Genomic DNA, 16,376 nt, shown 5'->3' with positions numbered 1-16,376 from the left:
CCGCGTCCGCGCGTCCGGCTCAGCCCAGCCAGGTCCGCACCGAGGCCGGGACGCCGCGCTTGCCGCGGTGCGGGCCGAGGACCGCGCCGCCGAAGGGCTGCGAGAGCAGGTCCCGCGCGACCCGGTTCACGTCCGCCGCCGAGACCCTGTCGATCGCCGCGAGCGTGCGCGTGATCGTCCGCTGGTTCTGGTAGTTGACCTCGCTCCGCCCGATCCGGTGCATGCGCGACTGCGCGTCCTCAAGCCCGAGCACCAGCCCACCCCGGAGGGAGCCCTTCGCCCGCGCCAGCTCCTCGACGGTGAGGCCGTCGTCGCGGACGTCCTCGAGCACCTTCCGCGCGACGGTCGCCACCTCGCCCAGCCGCTCCGGCGAGCACCCGGCGTAGACGGAGAACAGCCCCGTATCGGCGTAGGTGTCCACCGCCGAGTACACGGTGTACGCCAGGCCGCGCTGCTCCCGGATCTCCTGGAACAGGCGCGAACTCAGGCCGCCACCGATCGCGGTGTTGAGCACCGACAGCGCCCAGCGGTCCGGGTGGAACCGCCCGTAGGCCCGGGTGCCCGCGACGAGGTGCGACTGCTCGCCATCGCGGTTCACGACCTCGAGCGACGGTGCACCCGGCGTGCGCCGGATCCCCGTCCGGATCGGAGCCGACTCGGCGGCACCGTCGAGCCTGCCGGCGAACGCCCTGCGCGCCAGCTTGACCACCTGCGCGTGCGTGACGTTCCCGGCGACCGCGAGCACCATCCGCTCCGGCGTGTACCGCCGGCGATGGAAGCCCCGCAGGCGCGCCGCCGTCATCGCGGAGACGGACTCCTCCGTGCCGAGCACGGGCCGCGCGAGCGGATGATCACCGAGCAGGGCCGTGGTGGCCGCCTCGTTGACCAGGTCCTCCGGATCGTCGTCGCGCATGGCGAGCTCCTCGAGCACCACCTCGCGCTCGACGTCCACGTCCGCGGGACGGCACAGGCCGCCCAGGACCACGTCCGTCACCACGTCGACGGCGAGCTCGAGGTCGACGTCGAGGACGTGCGCGTAGTAGCACGTGTGTTCCTTCGAGGTGAACGCGTTGATCTCACCGCCCACGGCGTCCACCTCGGCGGCCAGGGAGGCCGCGTCGCGGTGTGGCGTCGCCTTGAACAGCAGGTGCTCGAGGAAGTGCGCGGATCCCGCCGAGGCGGGGTGCTCGTCGCGCGAGCCGACGGCGACCCACAGGCCGACCGCCGCGGACCGGGAACCGGGCACCGTCTCCGTGACGACCCGCAGGCCGCCGGGGAGCACGCTACGACGAACGGGGGCACCCGATCCGGATGCCCCCGTCCGCGCAGCCCGGGATGTCAGGCTGCTCAGTTCCTACTCCTCGCCCGCGGGCGCCGCCTCGGCGGCAGCCTCTTCCACGACGGGGATCAGGCTGATCTTGCCGCGCTCGTCGATGTCGGCGATCTCGACCTGCAGCTTGCTGCCGACGTTGACCACGTCCTCGACCTTGTTCACGCGCTTGCCGTTGCCCAGCTTGCTGATGTGGACCAGGCCGTCGCGGCCGGGCACCAGCGAGACGAAGGCGCCGAACGCCGTGGTCTTGACCACGGTGCCCAGGAAGCGCTCGCCCACCTTGGGCAGCTGCGGGTTCGCGATCGCGTTGATGCGATCGATCGCCGCCTGCGCCGACGGGCCGTCGGCGGCACCGACGAACACCGTGCCGTCATCCTCGATCGAGATGTTGGCGCCGGTCTCCTCGGTGATGGAGTTGATCGTCTTGCCCTTGGGTCCGATGACCTCGCCGATCTTGTCCACGGGCACCTTGATGGTGGTGATCCGCGGGGCGTACGGGCTCATCTCGTCGGGAGCGTCGATCGCCTCGGCCATGACCTCGAGGATCGTGGTGCGGGCGTCCTTCGCCTGGCCCAGCGCGCCGGCCAGGACCTGCGACGGGATGCCGTCGAGCTTGGTGTCCAGCTGCAGGGCGGTGACGAAGTCGGACGTACCGGCGACCTTGAAGTCCATGTCGCCGAAGGCGTCCTCGGCACCGAGGATGTCGGTCAGGGCCACGTAGCGGGCCTGGCCGTCGACCTCGTCGGACACGAGGCCCATGGCAATACCCGCGACGGGCGCCTTGAGCGGCACGCCGGCGTTGAGCAGCGACATCGTCGAGGCGCAGACCGAGCCCATCGACGTGGAGCCGTTCGAGCTCAGCGCCTCCGAGACCTGGCGAATGGCGTAGGGGAACTCCTCCACCGAGGGCAGCACCGGGACGAGGGCGCGCTCGGCGAGCGCGCCGTGGCCGATCTCGCGGCGCTTCGGCGAACCGACGCGGCCGGTCTCACCGGTCGAGTACGGCGGGAAGTTGTAGTGGTGCATGTAGCGCTTCGACTTCTCGGGCCCGAGCGAGTCGATCTGCTGCGCCATCTTGACCATGTCCAGCGTGGTGACGCCCAGGATCTGGGTCTCGCCGCGCTCGAACAGTGCGCTGCCGTGGGCGCGCGGGATCACGGCGATCTCGGCGCTGAGCGAGCGGATGTCGGTGATGCCACGGCCGTCGATGCGGAAGTGGTCGGTGAGGATGCGCTGACGCACGAGCTTCTTGGTCAGCGAGCGGAAGGCCGCGCCGATCTCGCCCTCGCGGCCCTCGAACTGCGGGCCCACGGCCTCGAGCACCTGCGCCTTGACGGCGTCGGTGGCATTGTCGCGCTCCTGCTTGCCGGCGATCGACAGCGCCTCGTTGAGGCCCGCGGCGCCCGCGGCCTCGACGGCGGCGAAGACGTCGTCCTGGTAGGGCAGGAACAGCGGGAACTCGCCGGTCGGCTTGGCGGCGCCGGCGGCCAGCTGCTTCTGCGCCTCGCAGAGCACGGCGATGAAGGGCTTGGCGGCCTCGAGGCCCTCGGCCACGACGGTCTCGGTGGGCGCGGTGGCGCCGCCGGCGATGAGCTCGATGACGTTCTCGGTGGCCTCGGCCTCGACCATCATGATCGCGACATCGGCGTCCTTGCCGGAGCCCGAGACGATGCGGCCGGCGACGACCATGTCGAAGACGGCGCGCTCGAGCTGCTCGACTGTCGGGAAGGCGACCCACTGGCCGTCGATCAGCGCGACGCGCACGCCGCCGACCGGGCCGGAGAAGGGCAGGCCCGCGATCTGCGTCGACGCCGAGGCGGCGTTGATCGCCACCACGTCGTACAGGTCGTTCGGGTCGAGCGACATGACCGTCACGACGACCTGGATCTCGTTGCGGAGACCGTCGACGAAGGACGGGCGCAGCGGCCGGTCGATCAGACGGCAGGTGAGGATCGCGTCGGTCGACGGGCGACCCTCGCGACGGAAGAACGAGCCGGGGATGCGGCCCGCGGCGTACATGCGCTCCTCGACGTCCACGGTCAGCGGGAAGAAGTCGAAGTGCTCCTTCGGATGCTTGCTGTGCGACGTGGCCGAGAGCAGCATCGTCTCGTCGTCGAGGTACGCGGCGACGGAGCCCGCGGCCTGCTGCGCGAAGCGGCCGGTCTCGAACCGGATGGTGCGCGTACCGAAGGAACCGTTGTCGATGACGGCGACGGCTTCGGTGATGTCGTCGTCGAACTCGACCTGGTTGTTATCAGTCATGAAGTGTGAAGTGACCTTCTCTGTCGTGCGGCTCGTCCTCGCCGGGCGGCGCGCATGCTGCGCGTGGCCCCGTCGTTCGACGTTGGCGGCGGGCGCTCTGGCGCGGTCATCGATCGAAGCCGCCGGACTCGCGCCTGCGTCATGCAGGCCGTTCCGGCGACCACTACCGAGGACCACCCCGCGGGGAGTGACACCGAGAAGGCGCACCGCAGATGTCGGCGACCGGATCTTCCGGCGCCGACGTCGGACGGACCGCCATCAAGGCTATCATCGGGAGTCTTTTCCAGGTGATTCGCACACGCCGTACACGAGCGGAGAGGAACGGGATGTCACAGACCGCTCGGGAGCGGACGCAGGAGTACACCGCCGTGTGGATCGCGCGGATGATGCTGGTGGCCGCGTTCGTGTCGCTGCTCATGGCCGTGATCCGCGGCGATCGCGTGCTGCCGCTGGTCTCCGACGCGCTCGGCATCCTCGGCATCCCCTCGCATCCCAGCCTGCTACTGGTCGCGGCCCTGACGGTGCTCAGCGGCGCCCTGCGCCGCCGGCTGCGCGCCGCCCACACCGTGGCGGTGATCGTGATGTCGCTGCAGGTGCTGGTGAACGCCGCCACACTGGTGATCATCGCGACCGACCAACTCGATCCCGACGAGGCGCGGCACCTCCCGTCGTTCCTCGAGGCGTACGTCTCGATCCGCTACTCGCTGCCCGGCGCGGCACTGGCGACCGCCATCAGCCTCGTCGTGCTCGGGCTCGTCGTGATCGCCCGTCCGCGGTTCCCGGCACGACTCGCCCACGGCTCGCGGCGGGCGGCGATCGGTGTCCTCGTCGGCGGTTTCCTCGCCGTGTACGTGATCGTGGTGGGCCTCGCGTCGACCTTCCCGGGGCGGGGCGCCTCGCGGCTGAACGGCACCGTCGAGATCCTGCTGTGGTCGCTGCGCTCGACCTTCGGCGTCGCGGTTCCGCGCCAGATCGACGTGGCGCTCGGCGGCCATTCCGGCCCGCTGTGGATCTACTCGCTCGCAGGCGTGATGTCGGCGTCGGTGCTGATCCTCGCCCTGATGGCGTTCTGGCGGGCGGGCCGTGGTGACGAGCTGATGACCGAACCGGAGGAGCTCGAGGTCCGGCGCCTGCTGCTCGAGTACGGCGAGGACGACTCGCTCGGCTACTTCGCCACCCGCCGCGACAAGGCGGTGATCTCCGCGCCCGACCGCAAGGCGGTGGTGACCTGCCGCGCCGTCGGCCCGGTGTCGATGGCCAGCGCCGATCCCATCGGACACCGCGATTCCTGGCCCGCGGCGGTCGGCGCGTGGATCGAGGACTGCCGCCGGCACAGCCTCTACCCCGCCGTGCTGGCAGCGAGCGCCGACGGTGCGCAGGTCTACGAGGCGGCGGGCCTGCGCACGCTGACGATCGGCGACGAGGCGATCATCCACGTCGACCGGTTCACCCTCAAGGGCCGCGACATGCGCGCGGTCCGACAGGCGGTCACCCGGGTGAGCGCCGCCGGCTACACCCTGCGCGTGCGGCGCCACGGCGATCTCAGCGCCGACGAGCTGAAGCAGGTCGAGGAGCTCGCCGAGACGTGGCGCGGGGAGGAGACCGAACGCGGCTTCTCCATGGCGCTCAACCGCGTCGGCGATCCCGTGGACGGCCGCTGTGTGCTCGTCTCGGCGCACGACGCGGAGGGCGCGGTGCGGGGACTTCTCAGCTTCGTGCCGTGGGGCACCCGCGGCCTCTCGCTCGACCTCATGCGCCGCGACCGCGACGCCGAGAACGGCCTCAACGAGTTCATGGTCGCCAAGCTCATCGAGCAGTGCGGCGAGGTCGGCATCCGGCGGATCTCGTTGAACTTCGCGGTCTTCCGTTCGGTCTTCTCCGAGGCCGACCGCGTGGGCGCCGGCCCGATCACCCGGCTCGTCGACTCCGTGCTCAGCTTCGCGTCGAAGTTCTACCAGCTCGAGACGCTGTACCGGTCCAACGACAAGTACCGCCCCGAGTGGGTGCCCCGGATCCTCTGCTACGACCCTGTGCTCACCGCGGTGCGGGCCGGCATCGCGGTCGGTACCGCCGAGGGCTTCCTGCCGCAGATCGGGCCGAAGTTCCTGGCGGGACCGTCGATCCCCGAACAGACGCCCCGCGACCCCGAGTTCGTCGACCGCCTCCTGGCCGACGAGGAACGGCTGCTGCGCCGTGAGGCTCCGCCCGTGCGCCTGTCGGAGCAGCAGCGCGTCCGCCGCCGCAAGCTCGAGGCCCTCGAGGCCGCGGGCATGCCCGGCTACCCCCCGTCGGTGCCGCGCACCTCCTCCCTGGCCTCCGCCCGGGAGCAGTGCTCCGTCCTCCCGCCCGACGGTGCCTCGGGCACCGTCGTCTCCGTGACCGGCCGGGTGCGCGCGATGCGCGACTACGGCGGCGTCACGTTCGTCGAACTCCACGAGGACGGGACCACCCTGCAGGTGGTCGCGGAGCGCTCGCGCACGCCCGACGACGCCCGGGCCCTGTGGCGCACGTCGATCGACATGGGCGATCTGGTGTCGGTCACGGGCGAGCCGATCCGGTCGCGCACGGGCGAGCCCTCGGTGCTCCTCGCGTCCTGGGCGATGGCCGGCAAGTGCCTGTCCCCCGTGCCGAAACCCGGGGTGCGCCTCGGCGACGAGACGCGGGCCCGCAATCGCGTCCTGGAGCTCATCACCGACGACGGTGCCGTCGACCTGCTGTACCGCCGCTCCCGGGCGGTCGCGGCGATGCGCGAGGCGTTCGCGGGCCGCGGATACACCGAGGTCGAGACACCGATGCTGCAGTCGGTGCACGGCGGCGCCGCGGCGCGCCCCTTCACCACGCACATCAACGCCTACGACATGGGCCTCTACCTGCGCATCGCGCCCGAGCTGTACCTCAAGCGGCTGGCCGTGGGCGGCATGGGACGCGTCTTCGAGATCAACCGGAACTTCCGCAACGAGGGCGCCGATGCCACGCACAACCCCGAGTTCACCGCGCTCGAGGCGTACGAGGCCTACGGCGACTACACCTCGATGCGGACGCTCACGCGCGAGGTGATCCTCGCCGCCGCGGTCGCCGTGAACGGTCGGCCGGTGGCCGTGCGGCCCGACGGTGCCGGCGGCACTCGGGAGGTCGACCTCACGGCCGAGTGGCCGGTGGTCACGGTGCATTCCGCGGTGTCCCGCGCGGCGGGGACGACGCTGACCTCGGCGTCGACGCTCGAGGAGGTCGCGGCCGTGTGCGAACGCCGGCACGTCGCGATCCCGCGCGGCGCGACGGCCGGCAAGCTGGTGATGGAGCTGTATGAGGCGCTGGTCGAGAAGCAGACCGAGTTCCCCACGTTCTACTGCGATTTCCCGGTCGAGGTCTCGCCGCTGGCGCGCCGACATCGGTCGGATCCGCGGCTGACGGAGCAGTGGGACCTGGTCGGCTTCGGCGCCGAACTGGGGACCGCGTACACCGAGCTGACCGACCCGATCGATCAGCGCGAGCGGCTGACCGAACAGTCCATGGCCGCGGCCGCGGGCGACCCGGAGGCGATGGAGCTCGACGAGTCCTTCCTCCACGCGCTGTCCTACGCCATGCCGCCCACCGGCGGCCTGGGCATCGGCGTGGACCGGATCATCATGCTGCTCGCCGGCGTGAACATCCGCGCCACCCTCGCCTTCCCCTTCGTGAAGCCCCAGGACCGCTGACGCCTCTCGGAGAGTGGTGTCGGTCGCGCAGGCCATGCGCGGCACGCATTGCTGAATACCTGCAGGTCAAAGGGGAAATTTTCCCGACGGGGCTATACGCGCGCCGCATACCCCCGGCCTCGGCAGGGCGACGGTGTCCTGGCGCCCGCGCCCACAGTGATCTGTGAATCCACGGCTGACCGCGTCTGACGTGATGGCTGGACCGCGGTCCGCTGGATGAGGGACGGCTCGCCCCGTCTACCGAACCGCCAGGGTATCCGCGCGCCACATAACCCGCGCCGCATCGTCGCAGGTCAGAGCGGTGTGCGCCGCGCGCATCGCTCGCGGAAGCGACACACCCCGCACCCGGGTCCGCACCCCCACCGGACGGGCGGCGCACCGTCGAACCCGACAAACGCGAGCGGCCCGCCCCCGGAAATCCGGAAGCGGGCCGCTGGCGAAAGCTCTTAGCGACGCAGGCCGAGGCGCTCGATGAGCGTGCGGTAGCGGTTGATGTCGACCGAGGCGACGTACTTCAGCAGACGGCGACGACGGCCGACCAGCAGCAGCAGGCCGCGGCGGCTGTGGTGATCGTGCTTGTGCTGCTTGAGGTGCTCGGTGAGGTCGGTGATGCGCTTGGTGAGCATCGCGACCTGCGCCTCGGGCGAACCGGTGTCGGTCTCGTGGAGGCCGTACTCGGCGAGGATGGACTTCTTCTGCTCGGTGGTGAGCGACATGGATGAGCTCCTTCTCAGTATCGCGTCGTCATGGATCCGTGCCGCCACCGCGAACCGCAGCAGGCACGAGAGGCCACGCTACCAGGAGTCAGGCGATTCCCAGAATCGCGCGGGTCTTGTCCACGTCGCCGCCCATCGCCTTGAGCAGGTCCTCGATCGAGTCGAACCGCTCCATCCCGCGCACCCGGTCCACGAAGTCCACGGCCACGTGTTGGCCGTACAGATCGGCGGACGTGTCGAGCACGAAGGCCTCGACGGTGCGCGTGCGCCCCGAGAAGGTCGGGTTGCTGCCGACCGAGACCGCGGCCGGATACCGCTCCCCCGGCGTCACCTGCCCGACGACCGGACCGGGCCCCAGGACGGTGAACCACGCGGCGTACACGCCGTCGGCGGGGATCGCGGCGAACATCGGCGGCGCGACGTTCGCCGTCGGGAAGCCCAGTTCGCGACCGCGACCGTCGCCGCGGACGACGACGCCCTCGACCCGGTGGGGCCGGCCGAGCGCCTCGGCGGCGGCGGCCACATCGCCCGCGTCGACGCACGAGCGGATGTACGTCGAGGAGTAAGTGACCGAGTGCTCCGTGAGCAGCGGGACCGCGTCGACGGAGAAGCCGAACTTCTGGCCGAGCTGGCCGAGCATCTCGACGTTGCCGAGCGCGCGGTAGCCGAAGGTGAAGTTGTCGCCGACGACGACGGCCGCGGCGTGCAGCCGCTCGACCAGAATCGAGTGGACGAAGTCCTCGGCCGGCTGCGCCATGACGGTCGCGGTGAAGGGCATCACGCAGAAGACGTCGATGCCCAGTTCCTCGGCCAGCTCGGCGCGCCGGGTCAGCGTCGTGAGCTGCGGAGGATGCGAACCGGGGCGCACCACCTCGGCGGGATGCGGATCGAACGTCATCAGGACCGCCGGGAGCCCACGTTCATGGGCCTCCGCGGTCGCGCGTGCGATCAATTGGGCGTGTCCACGGTGTACACCGTCGAACACGCCGATCGTCACCACACAGCGTCCCCAGTCCGCGGGAACGTCATCGAGCCCTCGCCAGCGAAGCACGCACTCACCCTATCGGACGGCCTATGGTGGGTGCGTGAGTAAGCCTCCCCTGCCCGATTCGCCGCGCCCCGTGAGCGAGCTGTCCGCGGTCACGCAGGACTACCTCAAGCAGATCTGGACCGCGCAGGAGTGGTCCGACGTGAAGGTCACCACGAAGTCGCTCGCCGATGCGCTCGGCGTCTCCGCGTCCACCGCCTCCGAGGCCATCCGCAAGCTGGCCGACCAGGGGCTGGTCGACCACGAGAAATACGGCGCGGTCACACTCACCGACGACGGCCGCTCCGCCGCCACCGCGATGGTGCGCCGCCACCGGCTCCTCGAGACCTTCCTCGTCTCCGAGCTCGGCTACGGCTGGGACGAGGTGCACGACGAGGCGGAGGTCCTCGAGCACGCGGTCTCCGAGCGCTTCCTGGCGCGCCTCGACGAGCGGCTCGGCTTCCCCTCTCGCGACCCGCACGGCGACCCGATCCCGCAGCCCGACGGCACCGTCCCCACCCCCGACGCGTGCCTGCTGTCCGAACTCGAGGCCGGGCAGTCCGGCACCGTCGCCCGGATCTCCGATTCCGACCCCGAGATGCTGCGCTACTTCCAGGAGGTCGGCATCGCGCCCGACGCCCGGATCGAGGTCGTGGAGCTGCGCAAGTTCCTCGGGACCGTCGCCGTCACGGTGGACGACGGTGCCCCCCTCGACCTGGGCGACATCGCCGCGCAGGCGATCTGGGTCAGGAGCTGACGGGCCAGGCGCCCGCGGCGACCGCGGCCACGGCCTCCAACTCCTGTACCGGCACGCCCTCGCGGGCGGCCTCGGCGAGCCCGTTCAGGGTCGCGAAGGTGAAGCGCGCCAACGCGAGCGGATCGACGGTGCCGGGCAACACCCCGGACTCCACGTCGCGGCCGATGCGGTCGGCCAGGCGCGCGACGTTCGCGGAGCGCATCGCGATCATGTAGCCGATGACCTCGGCGTCCGTGGTGCCGGCGTCGCCGCTCACCACCAGGCAGCCGCGCGGCAGTCCCGCGCGGGTGTACCGCGCGGGCCCCTCCGCGAGCAGCCGCAGCGCGATCGTGCGCGCCGTGGACTCCTCCGCGAACGCGTCGTCGATGAATCCGCCGTAGGTGCGGTCGTACTCGCCGACGGCCTCCTCGAAGAGCCGCCGCTTGTCGCCGAACGCGCGGTACAGACTGGGCGCCTCGATGCCGAGCCGGTCTGTGAGATCACGGATCGAGGTCGCCTCGAATCCCTTCTCCCAGAACAGGCGCGCGGCGGCGTCCAGCGCCGCGTCGCGGTCGAAGGAGCGCGGCCTGCCGCGGGTACCGATCGCCATGACCTCATTGTATAGCGATCACTACGGATCAGTGTTACCGTTTTTCTGTAGCGATCACTACGTAATTCAGGAGGAACACGGTGCACGCCGATCTGGCAGGCAAGTACGCACTGGTCACGGGAGCGAGCCGCGGCATCGGCAGGGCGATCGCCGACGGCCTCGCGGACCGCGGGGCGACGGTGGCGATCCACGGCGCGGACCGCGACGCCGCGGAGCGGACGGTCCGCGCCATCGAGGAGCGCGACGGACGGGCGTTCCCCCTTGCCGCCGACCTCGCGGCCGAGGACGCGCCCGCGCGCTTGTGGGAGGAGTACGACCGGAACGCGCCGCACGCCGACATCATCGTCAACAACGCCGGAATCCTGGGCGGCCGAACGCCGTTCACCGAGGTCGACGCCGCGACCTTCGACCGCGTGCTCGCGGTCAACACCCGCGCACCGTTCTTCGTGCTGCAGCACGGGCTCCCGCGGCTGACCGACGGCGGCCGGGTGGTGAACATCTCGACCCGGTTCACCCACGGCTCCTAAAACCCCGCGCTGCTCCCCTACTCGATGTCCAAGGCCGCGATCGACGCGCTCACCTTCGCCCTGGCCAAGGAGCTCGCGCCCCGCGCCATCACCGTCAACGCGGTCGGGCCGGGCGGCACGGCGACGGACATGAACGCGGCCCGGCTGGCCACCGAGGAGGGGCGCGCCGCGATGGCCGCGGACTCGCCGCTCGGGCGGATCGGGCAGCCCGCGGACGTGGCGGGCGTGGTCGGCTTCCTCGTCTCCGACGCGGCCGGCCGGGTGACGGGCCAGTGGATCGACGCGAGCGGCGGGTCGCTGCTGTGATGCCGCTCGCCGTGTTCGTCCTCGGCTTCGGGATCTTCGCGCAGGGCACCTCGGAGCTCATGCTCGCGGGGCTGATTCCGGAGGTGTCGGCGGACCTGCACGTCTCCGTGCCGCAGGCCGGCCTGCTCATCTCCGGCTTCGCGCTGGGGATGATGGTCGGTGCACCCGTGCTGGCGCTCGCGACACTGCGCTGGCCGAAACGCCGTGCGCTGCTGGTCTTCACCGGAGTGTTCGCCGTCACGCATCTCGTGGCCGCGACCACCGACTCGTTCGCGGTCCTCCTCGCGACCCGGTTCGTCGGGGCCTTCGTCTACGCCGGCTTCTGGTCGGTGGCCGCGACGACGGCGATCGCGCTCGTCCCGGAGGACCGCCGCGGCCGGGCGATGAGTGTCGTCGCCGGTGGCCTGACCCTCGCGACGGTCATCGGTCTCCCTCTCGGGACCCTGCTCGGCCAGCACGCGGGCTGGCGCGCGACCTTCGTCGCGGTGGCGATCGCGACGGTGGTGGCTGGCGCCGCGATCGCGACGACGGTGCCCGCACACGTCACGACGGGGGCCGTCACCCGTCCGCGCGAGGAGGTGCGCGCGCTGCGGACCGGCCGGTTGTGGGTGTCGTACGCGATCACGGCGTTCTCCATCGCCGCGCTGCTCATCTCGTTCGGCTACCTCGGCGCGATGCTCCTGGAGACCTCGCACGCCGCCCCGTCGACGGTGCCGATCGTGCTCGCCCTCTACGGCGCGGGCGCGGTGGCGGGGATCGCCGTCGGCGGCCGTCTCGCCGACACGAGACCCGCATCGGTGCTGGTGGGCGGTACCGCGACCCTGGCCGTGGCATCGACCGCGCTCGCGGTGGCGCTACCGCATCCCAGCGCCGCCGGCGCCGCCGCGGCACTCCTCGGCGCGGCCGGCTTCGTCACGAACCCGGCACTGAACTCGCGGGTCTTCATGCTCGCCCCCGGCGCACCGACGCTCGCCCCCGCGTTCACCGTGGCGGCGTTCAACGCGGGGATCGCCATCGGCCCCTGGCTCGGTGGGACGCTCCTCGACCTCGGCGCCTCCTACCGTGCGCTCCCCCTCGCCGGGGCCGCGCTGGCCGTCGTCGCCATTGCGCTCGCGGTGCGGGACAGCGCTGCCGCCCGCGCCGCGCGTCGCACCGCTGCGGATCACCCGGAGGACTGCCTCACAGGTGCTTGAGGGCCTCGCGCCGCGAGAGCCCGCTGAGCCGGTCCTCGTGCGCCGTGACATAGGCGCGCACCCAGTCCGGATCGGTCTTCGCGTGCTCCCGGAGGGCCCAGCCGATCGCCTTGCGCAGGAAGAACTCCGACGATGCCAGGGCCGGCTCGATCACGTCCGTCAGGAGGTCCGTGTCGAGCCGGTCCTTCCGGCCGAGCTGGGAGATGATCGCCAGGCGGCGGAGCCAGAGGTCCTCGCCCCGGCTCCACGCCCGCACCACCGCCGCGGTGTCCTCGGGGTGCGCATCGTGGAGATCGGCGATGTGGCGGGCGGTCTCGTCGACGTGGTCCCACCAGGCGCCGGTCACGGCGATGTGCTCGTGCAGGGGTAGGAGAGCCGGATCGCCCTTGCCGAGCCGGTAGCGCAGCAGGTTCTGCGCGGCGTAGCGCTCCTCGCGGTACGCCGCGTGGTCCCACAGCTCCAGCACCGCCGCCCGCAGCTCGTCGAGGTCAGCGGGCGGGTGCTCGCGCCGGACGGCTGCGGTGATCGTGCGCACGGCCGGTGAGGGCACGCCGAGGAAGGGCATCGCGGATTTCATGTACGCCTGCATCTTCGGCGCCCGCTCGGGGTCCGCCGCGGCCCGCAACTCGGCACGGATCGCCGCGGCGAGATCCGTCATCGCTTCATCACGGGCGCGATGCTACTCGCGAGTGCGTCCACCACCGTCGGGATGCTCAGCACGGTTCCCCAGGTCCACGCCCCGCACACCAGTGGGTCGTCGACGAAGACCGAGCGGCCCGCCTGCACCGCGGGCACCGTCCGGTAGATCGGCAGGGCCTCGATCTCGGCCCGCCGCGAGGACTTGCTCCCCACGTTCCACACCAGCGCGTCCTGGTCGAGTTCGGCCATCCGCTCGTCCGCGAGGTCCACGCCGTCGTTGCCGCTGCCCGCGCTGCCCTCGACCTCCGGCACCGTGAAGCCGAGCGCGGCGAGCAGGCGCGACCGCGGGTCGCCGGGCGAGCGCACGAAGCTCGATCCCTGCTTGAACCGCTCCACCACGAGGGCCGTGCGCCCGGCGAACTCCGGATGCGCGGCGCGGGCCTGCGCGATCTTCTCGTTCACCGCGGCGATCGCCCGGTCGGCGACGTCGCGCCGCCCCAGCGCGTCGCCGGTGAGCCGGGTCGCCACGTCCCAGGGCGCCGTGAACTCCTTGTGCCCGGCGGGCGGTCCCACCGTCGGCGCGATCCGCGAGAGTTGCTCGTACTGGTCCGGGCTCATCTTCGTGTACAACCCGAGGATCAGGTCGGGCTTCAACGCCGCGATCTCCTCGTACTTGTAATCGGGTGTGCCGGTGAACTTCCCCTTGTTCAGCACGGCGGGCTTCTGATCGCCCAGCGCCTTCTGCGCCCACGGCCACGTCGCGTACTCGTAGTCCCCGTACCAGTCCGTGACACCGACGAGCCGCCCGCCGAGCGCGAGTACGGGGTCCTGGTCGCTGAAGCCGACGGTGACGATCCGCCGCGGGTCGTCGGGGACGGCCGTGCTCCCCCGCACGTGTTCGACGGTGCGCCGCCCCGACTCGGTGGCGCCGCCGTCGGTCCCGCACGCAGCGGCGAGCACTGCGGCGCCGAGCAGGCCGGACCCGCGGAACAGGTCGCGACGGGTGGTACGGCGGACCGTCGGAAGGACGATGGACATGCGACAGCTCCTAAGGTTCGGCTAACCTAGTGAACCACAGCCCTCACCGCACGCCGCCACTGTTCGCGCCGCGCCAGCGCAGCGGCGCCTCCTCGTACTCCTCGGCGATGTGCGCCGCCATCCCGACGGTGCGCCCGTACTGGAACAGCACCTCCGTCGAGCGGGCCGGCAGGCCGAGTTCGTGCGCGACCGCGGCGCCGGCGAGGTCGATGTTCACCGCACGCCCGACCCGATCCGCGAGCTCCGCGACCGCCTGCAGGGCGGGCGCGTCCGGCCGGTCGGCGCGCAGGAGGTCGAGAACGACGGTGGCCCGCGGGTCCTCACTCGTGTACACGATGTGCCCGAAGCCGGCGAGGTGGCCGCCCCACGACGCGTCCGCGATCGCCGCGTCCGCATCCCCGCCCTCGAGCATCCGCCCGAGCATGGCGTACGCAGCGGCGGGAGCCCCGCCGTGCAGCACGCCGGCCATCGCGCCGTACCCGGCGAGCAGCGCGTCGTAGAGCCCCGCCCGGGCCGAGGCCGCGACCCGCGCGGCCGTGGTCGACGCCGCGAGCCCGTTGTCGATGAGGCACGTCGCCTGGGCCTGCACCCACGGATGCTCCAGGCGCACCTCGGGCACGAGATCGGCGAGGACCGGCAGCAGGCCCAGCGTGCGTTCCGCGACCGCGGACCGGTCCGCGCGCAACGGATCCCACGCCGCGAGCAGCGCTACCGCCAGCGGGATCCGGCGCTCGAGCGCCACGCCCCGCGCCGGGCCGAGGTCGACCCGCGGCGGGGGCGCGGCACCGTCGACCTCGAGGGTGAAGCGCGCCGCCGCGGCGAAGTCCATCTCCGCGCACACCTGCGCGATCGGGCGGCCGCGCAGGCGTAGCGAATCCCCGCGGAGCGCCGAGACCCGGGTGGTCACGGCCCGGAACCGCAGGAGGCGGTCGGCCTCGCGCCGGCCGTCGTGCTTGCCGGCGGCCAGCGAGTCCACCTGGGTGCGGTCGAACAGCGACTCGGCCTGCCCCGGCATGCGCCGCGAATGCAGCACTCCCCGACTGACGTACGCGTACAGCGTCCCGCGCTTGACGCCCAGCCGTTCCGCCGCCTCGGAGGTAGTGATCCATCTGTCCACGACCTTGATCCAATCAACATTGCGGATGTTGATCAACATCGCCCACACTCGGCTCATGACCACACCGCTCATCGCCCCGGCGGGGCTCAAGAACGTCATCGTGACCGACACCGAACTCGGCGATGTCCGAGGCGAGGAGGGCTACTTCCACTACCGCGGCCACGACGCCGCGCGCCTCGCGGCGACCGTCGGCTTCGAGGACGCGTGGCACCTCATGCTGTTCGGCTCGCTCCCCGGGCCTGCAGCGGCGGCGACCTTCCGCCGGCAGGTGGGCGCGCTCCGGGCGCTCGACGGCGGCACCGTCGACCTGCTGCGGGCGACCGTCCGGCCCGGGACCGAGCCCATGCACGCGCTGCGCGTGGCCCTCGCCGCCCAGGGCCTCGGCGACCGTCCCCTCATGGACCTGCCGGAGGACGAACGGACCGCAGCGGCGCTGCGATCCGCCGCGGTGACGCCGACGATCCTGGCGGCGGCACACCGTCTGACCCGGGGCGAGGAACCCGTCGAGGCCGATCCGGACGCGGGCCACGCCGCCGACTACCTCCGCATGGCCACGGGGAACACCGACAGCGACGACGCCGCGGCGCTGCAGACCTACCTCGTGGCCACCATCGACCACGGCTTCAACGCCTCGACCTTCGCGGGCAGGGTGATCGCGTCCACCGGGTCGGACATGGCGTCGTGCCTGCTCGGCGCCCTGGGCGCGTTCCTCGGGCCGCTGCACGGTGGCGCTCCCAGCCGGGCACTGGCCGCCCTCGACGAGATCGGCGACCCGGCGAACACTCGGGAATGGGTGCGCGGCAAGATCTCCCGCGACGAGAAGATCATGGGCTTCGGGCACGCCGTGTACCGCACGCACGACCCGCGGTCCGAACTGCTCAAGGGCGTCGCACGGCGGTACGACTCGCCGCTGGTCCGGCAGGCGCTCGCGGTGGAATCGGAGATCGAGGCGGCGATCAACGAGCTCAAGCCGGGCCGGCGGCTCTACGCCAACGTCGAGTACTACGCGGGCGTGGTGATGAGCGAGGTGGGACTGCCGCCGTCGATGTTCACGCCGACCTTCGGCGTCGCCCGGGTCGTGGGCTGGACGGCGAACGTCCTCGAGCAGGTCCGTCAGGGCAAGATCATCCGCCCCTCGGCCCGCTACGTCGGCGACCTTTTGCAGTAGCATCATGCG

The 16,376-nt window shown here is 71.8% G+C and carries 12 protein-coding genes and 1 pseudogene; 5 read left to right on the top strand and 8 right to left on the bottom strand.

What is annotated here, in order from left to right; genetic code table 11:
• Window positions 1-19 precede the first annotated feature (19 nt).
• Both AXK61_RS16610 and AXK61_RS16605 read right to left on the bottom strand, forming a co-directional pair.
• Window positions 20-1,351, bottom strand: coding sequence for a M16 family metallopeptidase (locus AXK61_RS16610; RefSeq protein WP_068570577.1), 1,332 nt, complete (start codon window positions 1,349-1,351; stop codon window positions 20-22).
• Window positions 1,352-1,354: 3 nt separating this feature from the next.
• A complete protein-coding gene (locus AXK61_RS16605; RefSeq protein WP_068746400.1) occupies window positions 1,355-3,595 on the bottom strand; it encodes a polyribonucleotide nucleotidyltransferase in 2,241 nt (746 codons plus the stop codon).
• A 326-nt stretch (window positions 3,596-3,921) separates the two neighbouring features.
• Between AXK61_RS16605 and lysX the strand changes: the two genes are divergently transcribed.
• On the top strand, window positions 3,922-7,290 hold the full coding sequence (gene lysX, locus AXK61_RS16600; RefSeq protein WP_068746399.1) for a bifunctional lysylphosphatidylglycerol synthetase/lysine--tRNA ligase LysX: 3,369 nt from the start codon (window positions 3,922-3,924) through the stop codon (window positions 7,288-7,290).
• A 446-nt stretch (window positions 7,291-7,736) separates the two neighbouring features.
• Here the strand turns inward: lysX and rpsO are convergent, their stop codons facing one another.
• Window positions 7,737-8,006: a 30S ribosomal protein S15 gene (rpsO, locus tag AXK61_RS16595; RefSeq protein WP_068570580.1), complete on the bottom strand. Its 270-nt coding sequence runs from the start codon at window positions 8,004-8,006 to the stop codon at window positions 7,737-7,739.
• Between the two features lie 88 nt (window positions 8,007-8,094).
• The gene (locus tag AXK61_RS16590) at window positions 8,095-9,057 is read right to left on the bottom strand and encodes a bifunctional riboflavin kinase/FAD synthetase (RefSeq protein ID WP_068570581.1); all 963 of its coding nucleotides are present in this window, start codon (window positions 9,055-9,057) and stop codon (window positions 8,095-8,097) included.
• Between the two features lie 70 nt (window positions 9,058-9,127).
• Between AXK61_RS16590 and AXK61_RS16585 the strand changes: the two genes are divergently transcribed.
• Window positions 9,128-9,790, top strand: coding sequence for a metal-dependent transcriptional regulator (locus tag AXK61_RS16585; RefSeq protein ID WP_068570582.1), 663 nt, complete (start codon window positions 9,128-9,130; stop codon window positions 9,788-9,790).
• On the opposite strand, the gene AXK61_RS16580 is transcribed toward AXK61_RS16585, so the two are convergent.
• Window positions 9,780-10,379, bottom strand: a complete 600-nt coding sequence (locus AXK61_RS16580; protein ID WP_068570583.1) for a TetR/AcrR family transcriptional regulator — start codon at window positions 10,377-10,379, stop codon at window positions 9,780-9,782. The genes AXK61_RS16585 and AXK61_RS16580 overlap by 11 nt on opposite strands.
• A gap of 80 nt (window positions 10,380-10,459) precedes the next feature.
• Here AXK61_RS16580 and AXK61_RS16575 point away from each other — a divergent pair.
• Together AXK61_RS16575 and AXK61_RS16570 are read left to right on the top strand one after the other, a co-directional pair.
• Window positions 10,460-11,212, top strand: a pseudogene (locus tag AXK61_RS16575) (SDR family NAD(P)-dependent oxidoreductase).
• Window positions 11,212-12,405, top strand: coding sequence for a Cmx/CmrA family chloramphenicol efflux MFS transporter (locus AXK61_RS16570; protein WP_068570585.1), 1,194 nt, complete (start codon window positions 11,212-11,214; stop codon window positions 12,403-12,405). The pseudogene AXK61_RS16575 and the gene AXK61_RS16570 overlap by 1 nt, the downstream one beginning before the upstream one ends.
• Here the strand turns inward: AXK61_RS16570 and AXK61_RS16565 are convergent.
• Genes AXK61_RS16565 through AXK61_RS16555 form a run of 3 tightly spaced genes read right to left on the bottom strand, consistent with a single transcriptional unit; the run spans window position 12,392 to window position 15,256 of the window.
• A complete protein-coding gene (locus tag AXK61_RS16565) occupies window positions 12,392-13,063 on the bottom strand; it encodes a DNA alkylation repair protein (protein ID WP_068570586.1) in 672 nt (223 codons plus the stop codon). The two genes, AXK61_RS16570 and AXK61_RS16565, sit on opposite strands and share 14 nt — an antisense overlap.
• Window positions 13,060-14,082 (bottom strand): iron-siderophore ABC transporter substrate-binding protein, encoded by a 1,023-nt coding sequence (locus AXK61_RS16560; protein WP_082789397.1) that lies wholly within the window; start codon window positions 14,080-14,082, stop codon window positions 13,060-13,062. The genes AXK61_RS16565 and AXK61_RS16560 overlap by 4 nt, the downstream gene beginning before the upstream one ends.
• Before the next feature lie 43 nt (window positions 14,083-14,125).
• The gene (locus AXK61_RS16555) at window positions 14,126-15,256 is read right to left on the bottom strand and encodes a citrate synthase (RefSeq protein ID WP_231855581.1); all 1,131 of its coding nucleotides are present in this window, start codon (window positions 15,254-15,256) and stop codon (window positions 14,126-14,128) included.
• On the opposite strand from AXK61_RS16555, the gene AXK61_RS16550 reads away from it, so the two are divergent.
• On the top strand, window positions 15,255-16,367 hold the full coding sequence (locus AXK61_RS16550) for a citrate/2-methylcitrate synthase (RefSeq protein ID WP_068746398.1): 1,113 nt from the start codon (window positions 15,255-15,257) through the stop codon (window positions 16,365-16,367). The two genes, AXK61_RS16555 and AXK61_RS16550, sit on opposite strands and share 2 nt — an antisense overlap.
• The last annotated feature ends 9 nt before the right edge of the window (window positions 16,368-16,376 follow it).

Origin of the sequence: Tsukamurella pseudospumae (assembly GCF_001575205.1) — a bacterium.
Classification (GTDB): domain Bacteria; phylum Actinomycetota; class Actinomycetes; order Mycobacteriales; family Mycobacteriaceae; genus Tsukamurella; species Tsukamurella pseudospumae.
The sequence above is the reverse complement of the archived record's forward strand: the minus strand, read 5'-3'. Positions and strand labels throughout refer to the sequence as shown.

Excerpts from the sequence above, each read along its gene's own strand:
- AXK61_RS16580 (WP_068570583.1), bottom strand. The coding sequence starts at position 10,379 with ATGGCGATCGGTACCCGCGGCAGGCCGCGCTCCTTCGACCGCGACGCG.
- AXK61_RS16555 (WP_231855581.1), bottom strand. The coding sequence starts at position 15,256 with ATGAGCCGAGTGTGGGCGATGTTGATCAACATCCGCAATGTTGATTGG.
- AXK61_RS16605 (WP_068746400.1), bottom strand. The coding sequence starts at position 3,595 with ATGACTGATAACAACCAGGTCGAGTTCGACGACGACATCACCGAAGCC.
- AXK61_RS16560 (WP_082789397.1), bottom strand. The coding sequence starts at position 14,082 with ATGTCCATCGTCCTTCCGACGGTCCGCCGTACCACCCGTCGCGACCTG.
- AXK61_RS16550 (WP_068746398.1), top strand. The coding sequence starts at position 15,255 with ATGACCACACCGCTCATCGCCCCGGCGGGGCTCAAGAACGTCATCGTG.
- rpsO (WP_068570580.1), bottom strand. The coding sequence starts at position 8,006 with ATGTCGCTCACCACCGAGCAGAAGAAGTCCATCCTCGCCGAGTACGGC.
- AXK61_RS16565 (WP_068570586.1), bottom strand. The coding sequence starts at position 13,063 with ATGACGGATCTCGCCGCGGCGATCCGTGCCGAGTTGCGGGCCGCGGCG.
- AXK61_RS16570 (WP_068570585.1), top strand. The coding sequence starts at position 11,212 with ATGCCGCTCGCCGTGTTCGTCCTCGGCTTCGGGATCTTCGCGCAGGGC.
- lysX (WP_068746399.1), top strand. The coding sequence starts at position 3,922 with ATGTCACAGACCGCTCGGGAGCGGACGCAGGAGTACACCGCCGTGTGG.